Source organism: Kitasatospora sp. NPDC033851 (assembly GCF_055576085.1).
The window spans coordinates 1-5,239 of sequence record NZ_JBVIRL010000047.1 but is presented as its reverse complement, the minus strand read 5'-3'; the positions used below and the strand labels follow the sequence as shown (position 1 = coordinate 5,239).

General features: G+C 71.6%; 5 protein-coding genes. 4 read left to right on the top strand and 1 reads right to left on the bottom strand.

From position 1 onward, the window contains the following. Positions 1–150 precede the first annotated feature (150 nt). A complete protein-coding gene (locus tag ACZ51D_RS40915) occupies positions 151–543 on the top strand; it encodes a VOC family protein (protein WP_465665396.1) in 393 nt (130 codons plus the stop codon). Positions 544–928: 385 nt separating this feature from the next. On the opposite strand, the gene ACZ51D_RS40910 is transcribed toward ACZ51D_RS40915, so the two are convergent. Further along, positions 929–1,318, bottom strand: coding sequence for an aggregation-promoting factor C-terminal-like domain-containing protein (locus tag ACZ51D_RS40910; protein ID WP_465665366.1), 390 nt, complete (start codon positions 1,316–1,318; stop codon positions 929–931). 804 nt (positions 1,319–2,122) lie between these two features. On the opposite strand from ACZ51D_RS40910, the gene ACZ51D_RS40905 reads away from it, so the two are divergent. From ACZ51D_RS40905 to ACZ51D_RS40895, 3 genes are all read left to right on the top strand, one after another. After that, the gene (locus tag ACZ51D_RS40905) at positions 2,123–2,647 is read left to right on the top strand and encodes a hypothetical protein (protein ID WP_465624424.1); all 525 of its coding nucleotides are present in this window, start codon (positions 2,123–2,125) and stop codon (positions 2,645–2,647) included. Between the two features lie 325 nt (positions 2,648–2,972). Next, complete coding sequence (locus ACZ51D_RS40900; RefSeq protein WP_465665364.1) at positions 2,973–3,941, top strand: phosphotransferase family protein; 969 nt, start codon at positions 2,973–2,975, stop codon at positions 3,939–3,941. Positions 3,942–4,078: 137 nt separating this feature from the next. Further along, positions 4,079–4,675, top strand: coding sequence for a hypothetical protein (locus ACZ51D_RS40895; RefSeq protein ID WP_465665362.1), 597 nt, complete (start codon positions 4,079–4,081; stop codon positions 4,673–4,675). Positions 4,676–5,239: the final 564 nt, after the last annotated feature.

Here is a 5,239-nt window from a genome sequence, read left to right as displayed (position 1 = left end):
GCACCCCCCCCCCCGCCCCCCCCCCGCCCCCCCCGGGGGCCCCCCCCCCCCCCCCCCCCCCCCCCCCCCCCCCCCCCCCGACGGTGGAGCGCCAGGCCCGGGTCGCACGGACTCTTCCTACTGAAAGTAGGACGTGCTCTGGTAGCACCGCTGACGCCGGACTTCGTCTCGATCCGCATCATCACCGGCGACGTGGCGCGCCTCGTCGAGTTCTACGAGCGAGCCACGGGGGCACGGGCGACGTGGGCCACCGAGGACTTCGCCGAACTCAGGACCGCGGGCGCCAGCCTCGCGATCGCCGGGACCCGCACCGTCCCGTTGTTCGCCCCGGGCTCTGCCCATCCGGCGGACAACCACAGCGTGATCATCGAGTTCCTCGTCGACGACGTGGACCGCGTTCACCGGAACCTGACCGACTTCGTCACCGACTTCGTCAACGGGCCCACCACGATGCCCTGGGGCAACCGGTCACTGCTGTTCCGCGACCCCGACGGCAACCTCGTCAACTTCTTCACCCCCGTCACCTCGGCGGCCATCGAGTAGTTCGCAGTACGGGGTGCCCGGTCTGCCGGTGGTGGCAGTCGGCGTCGTGCCGGTGTCGTTCCGGGGCCTCGGGCTCCGGTCCGGCGGAGCATCTGGACCACTGCCGCGTTGCCGGCGGTGCTCTGCGGCGCGGGGAGGCCCGGGGGCGGCGCCGGGCTCGCGGCCTGGGGTCGGCGGGCCGGTGCCTTGCCTTTCCGTGCCTCGGCAGACCGGGCCCGTTCTTCGGCGTGCATGGGACCGCTCCCTCGGCGAGCGGGCGATTCCCCTCTGGATGCCTGAGGCGGGGGCGGTCGGACCACGTACACGAGGTACACGAGGGCAGAGCAGCGGCAACGTGCGTGGGCTGTATGGGTGGGTGGGGCGGCGGATCGGCGGGTGGGGCCGGTCAGTAGTTGTGGTGGATCTGCCAGTAGGCCCAGGCCTGGTTCGGGCTGCCGTAGCGGCTGTTCATGTAGTCGTAGGCCCACTTGATCTGGGTGGCCGCGTTGGTCTTCCAGTCGGCGCCGGCGGAGGCCATCTTGTTGCCCGGCAGTGCCTGGGCCAGGCCGTAGGCGCCCGAGGAGGGGTTGGTCGCGGTGACGTTCCAGCCGCTCTCGTGGGAGATGATCTGGTCGAAGGAGGCGAGCTGGTCGGCGGGGACGATGCTCGCGGCCAGCGACTGCGGGGTGGTGGCCGAGGCGGCGGTGGGGACGATGGCGGCGCCGATCGCGGCGATGCCGACGGCGGTGGTGAGCAGGGCGGCGGACTTGCGCATGCGGGCGGAGATCACGGGCATGTGGGAGTTCGACCTCAATCGTGGGGGTGCCTGGCCCCGCGGCTCGGCGGGCCCAGCAGGGCCGGCGGGCGGGAGTCGGCACCGGGGCGGTCACGAGTGGTGACCGCCGAACGGGAGCTGCGGCAGCGGATGGAACCACCGTCGCAGCCGGCGACTGAGCCATTGTTAGCGGGGGTGGCGGCCGGTTCCAAGGGGTGCCCGCTACGACGCGGCGTCGTAGCCGAGCCGGGCGAGCGTGCCCGTCGGACGCGGGCCGGTACCCGTCGACCGGGTGGTCAAACCTGACCAGATCTGGACTTTTGTGGCGATTTGTACCGGTTTGAGCTGCGGAAACAACGGAGGCCCGGCCGCAGGCGCGGGAGCGCGGCAGCGGCGGCGGTCGGCCGGGCCGGCGCCGGGGGCGGGGCCGGGGAACGTCCTACTAGGAAGGGTCGGAGGTGCGCGGGGCGCGTGAGAACCGTCACGGGCCACCCCGGTCCGGCACCCGCCTCAAGGGGATCCAGATCACATCGCGGGTGACTGTCGGCAACCACCTGGTGGCGCCGACGCGCGTTCGACTCGAGCCCCGATTCCTGCCAGACCTGGACGCCCATGGCCCGGGCGTGCCGTTTCCCGAGCTACCGGAGGCGGGCGGCCGGGCGCGTACTGCGGGCCTGGGCATGTGCCAGGTCGGCTTGGAGCGAGGCCCGACCCACCGGCGATCCCGCGCCGCGGCCCTCGAGCCGCGTGGGTAGGGCCGGTCCATCTCGGTGGTGGCCCAGTATCGATGTGGCGTGCCGTTCCTGTGCGTGGCAGCATGCGGCCATGTCGACGAGCGAACCCCCCGAGACCGTGGCCGAGGCAGTGCGGGAACTGCGGGAGATCGCCCACTCTTGGGTCGACGGCCGGCATGGCGACCCGGAGCTCCTGGTCGAAGCCGCACTGCGTGCCCTGAGCGCAGGCGTCTACACACCGTCGCTGCTGCACCTCGCCGCGTTGAGCCGCCTCGAGCACGAGCAGGCCTCGGAGCTGTTCGGCCAGGTGATGGAGGAGCTCGGATTCGGCTTCCACCCGCCCGAAGGCTACTGGGAGAGCCGCCTGGCGCTCGCCCGCTGGTGGGCCACCGAGATCGTCGGCGGGTGGCTCGACCCCTTCGAGGGCACCTCGCTCATCCTCTACGAGGTCGCGGAGGCCTACGGGCGGTGCGAGGAGTTGGCTCCCGTCATCGACGCGGCGACCGGGCACTGGGAGCGCGGCGGGCAGCAGCGGTCCCCGCACGAGATCACCGCAGACCTGACACGGGTCGCCCAGGAACTCGTGGCCCGCATCCCGCCGCCCGTCCGCCCCTGACAGCACGCGTCACCGACGCCCGCACCCGCGGCGAGGCCTGCGGCCCGCCCAACCCCCTCCCCGCCCCGGGGCCGGCGACGAGCAGACCGCGACGCAGCTGGCGGCCTGCGCCCGAGTGTGGGAACGGGCGGCGAGGGAGCAATGGTCAAGACCTGTGGACGAGATGACGCGCGGAGCAGGCTGCGGTGATGGTTCTTTGAAGTTCCCCACCCCCGGGCTATGGGTGCGGACAGACCTGCGCGCCCAACTTTCCCTCCACCGCGCTGACTTGCGGACAGCCCGTAAGGGGTCGCGGGTGCCGTCGTCCGGATGATGAGGTGGCACGGTGACCCATCATGATGAGGCGGCGACTGTCCGACCGTTGACACTGGCCTGGGTGGGTCGGCACCTGGAGGCCGGCGAGCGGATCGTCGGAGTCGAGGCGCTGCACGGCGGCGCCACCGCTGACATGCGGAGGCTGACCATCGCGCGGGATGGAGGTATCCGGCACCTGGTGCTGCGCTCCTTTGTCGACCCGACCCGGCAGGGGCCGGCCGAGGACCTCCTGCACAGGGAGGCCCACGCCCTGACCACGCTCACCGGAACCGGCGTGCGGGCTCCCGGACTCGTTGCCGTCGATCCGACCGCCGCGTACTGCGAGTACCCCTCGCTCCTCATGACCCACCTGCCGGGCCGGACGGTCCTCGACGACGAGGGGCTGGAGGCGCGCCTGCCCCTGCTGGCCCGTCAACTCGTGGCGGTCCACGCGGTGCGGCCGCCCGTCCGGCCCCGGGAGTACGTGGCGCTGACGACCGCCGACACTGTCGTGACCCCCGAGGGCGCCGACGTCGCGGTCTGGGCCGCCGCGATCGACGTGATCCGCAGGCCCGCGCCGCGCTACGAAGGGCGGTTCCTGCACCGGGACTTCCAGCCCGGCAACGTGCTGTTCGACCTGTCGCCCGAGGACCCGGCCGGTGCCGCCGGTGCCCGGATCACCGGCGTCGTCGACTGGGCGGCGGCCTCCTGGGGCCCGGCGGACCTCGACGTGGCGCACTGCTCCACCAATCTCGCGCTGCTGCACGGGCCGGCGTGGGGCTTGCGCTTCACCGAGGCGTATCAGGAGGCCGGCGGGATGCTGGCCACGGCCGCGGACGAGCGGCTGTACTGGCAGGTGCGGGAGCCATTGGCGTTCTCGGAGGAAGTGCAGTGGGTGGCGCAGCCGTGGCGGGAGACAGGACGGACCGAGCTGACGACACGAACTGTGGAGGAGCGGCTGGATGCCTATGTCACCTCCCTGATGGACGCGCTGGGCTGAGCCAAAGCGGTCCGGGGCCCGGCCCCGACCTCATCGTTTACCGGTCAACCAAGTGGGGAGTCGAGCAAACCCTGGGGAGTTTCGGTCGGGCATCCCCATCAGCGGTGCCCAGCCGGGTCGGTCCTATGCTGACGGTCGTGCAGGTACTGGGTGTGAGCAGTGAGGACGAGATGGTCGCCTGCTTCTTGAGCGGCGAGCTGGCCAGCGGCAGGTTCGGCCGGAACCTCCGGTCTCATCTGGCGGCAGCCGGGCAGGCCGAGCAGTTGCTGACGCATCCGGACCTGTCCGACGCTGGAGCGAACTTCGCACGTCGCGCTCTGCTCGCCGCGACGCGCGGGTACGGCGAGAACCGTGACCTGTTCGAGAACTTCCCCGTTCACGTCACGTGGACCAGGGCACTCCTGTCCGCCGACGAGGCGGCCGGCTTGCGCTACCTCGACTATTCCTACTGGGTCGAACTGTCGGGTGGCAGCCGCCGGCCGGCCGACGCGGCCGCACGCGTCAAGGCAGGTCTACGGGCGTTCGACGTGCCCAACGAACCGTTCGTCGATGCGGCCCACGCGTTCATCAGAGGCGAGCGATTTCCTCCGCTCATCCTCGTCGGAGAGCGGCAGGACGACCTGGTCTGCCTTGAGGGCCACCTGCGTCTGACCGCCTACGCCCTCGTCGGCTTCCCGACCGGCATCGAGTGCCTGATCGGCACCGCGCCGGCCATGGGACGCTGGGCGCGGTAGTCCAGTCGCACCAAGCTCTCGCCGCCCCAAATCAGCCTGGCTGAGGACAGGTCAGCTCAGCCATGGGTCGGCTGGTGGCTCCTTCAGCCGATCAAGCTGCCTGCTCCTCGCGTTCGACGAGGACACCGTTCTCGAAGCGTGCGCCGGCGCGAACCAGCGGCACCAGATGGGCACCGGCGATCGCACGCCACACGACCAGATCGACTCCCGGCCCTGGTCGGCGATGACGATCCGACAGGTGGCGAACCGGACCCGGAAGGCTCGCCGGTTGAGGCCCGCGAAATCGGCGCCCACAGCGCCATGTCCGGATCACCTCCGGGCTCCAGTCCCTCATCCGCCGGACGTCCGCGACGGCCGCGTCAACCATGCACCCGCCCAAGGGGTTTGCCGGCCGGCGGTCACGCGCCGGTCCCGGGTTGCGACCGGCTCTTCGGCGTCCGCGTCCGTGGACCCGTGGGCCGCGAACCAATAAGGGCGTCCGCCAGTAGGTCATCGGATGCGGGGGCTTCGAGGCCGGGTATCCCAGCGGTAGAGGGTCCAAGCCCGTCTGATTAGGCAGCGGAC

Bases quoted from the DNA above. Each gene is read 5' to 3' on its own strand.
- ACZ51D_RS40905 (WP_465624424.1), top strand. From the start codon at position 2,123: ATGTCGACGAGCGAACCCCCCGAGACCGTGGCCGAGGCAGTGCGGGAA.
- ACZ51D_RS40910 (WP_465665366.1), bottom strand. From the start codon at position 1,318: ATGCCCGTGATCTCCGCCCGCATGCGCAAGTCCGCCGCCCTGCTCACC.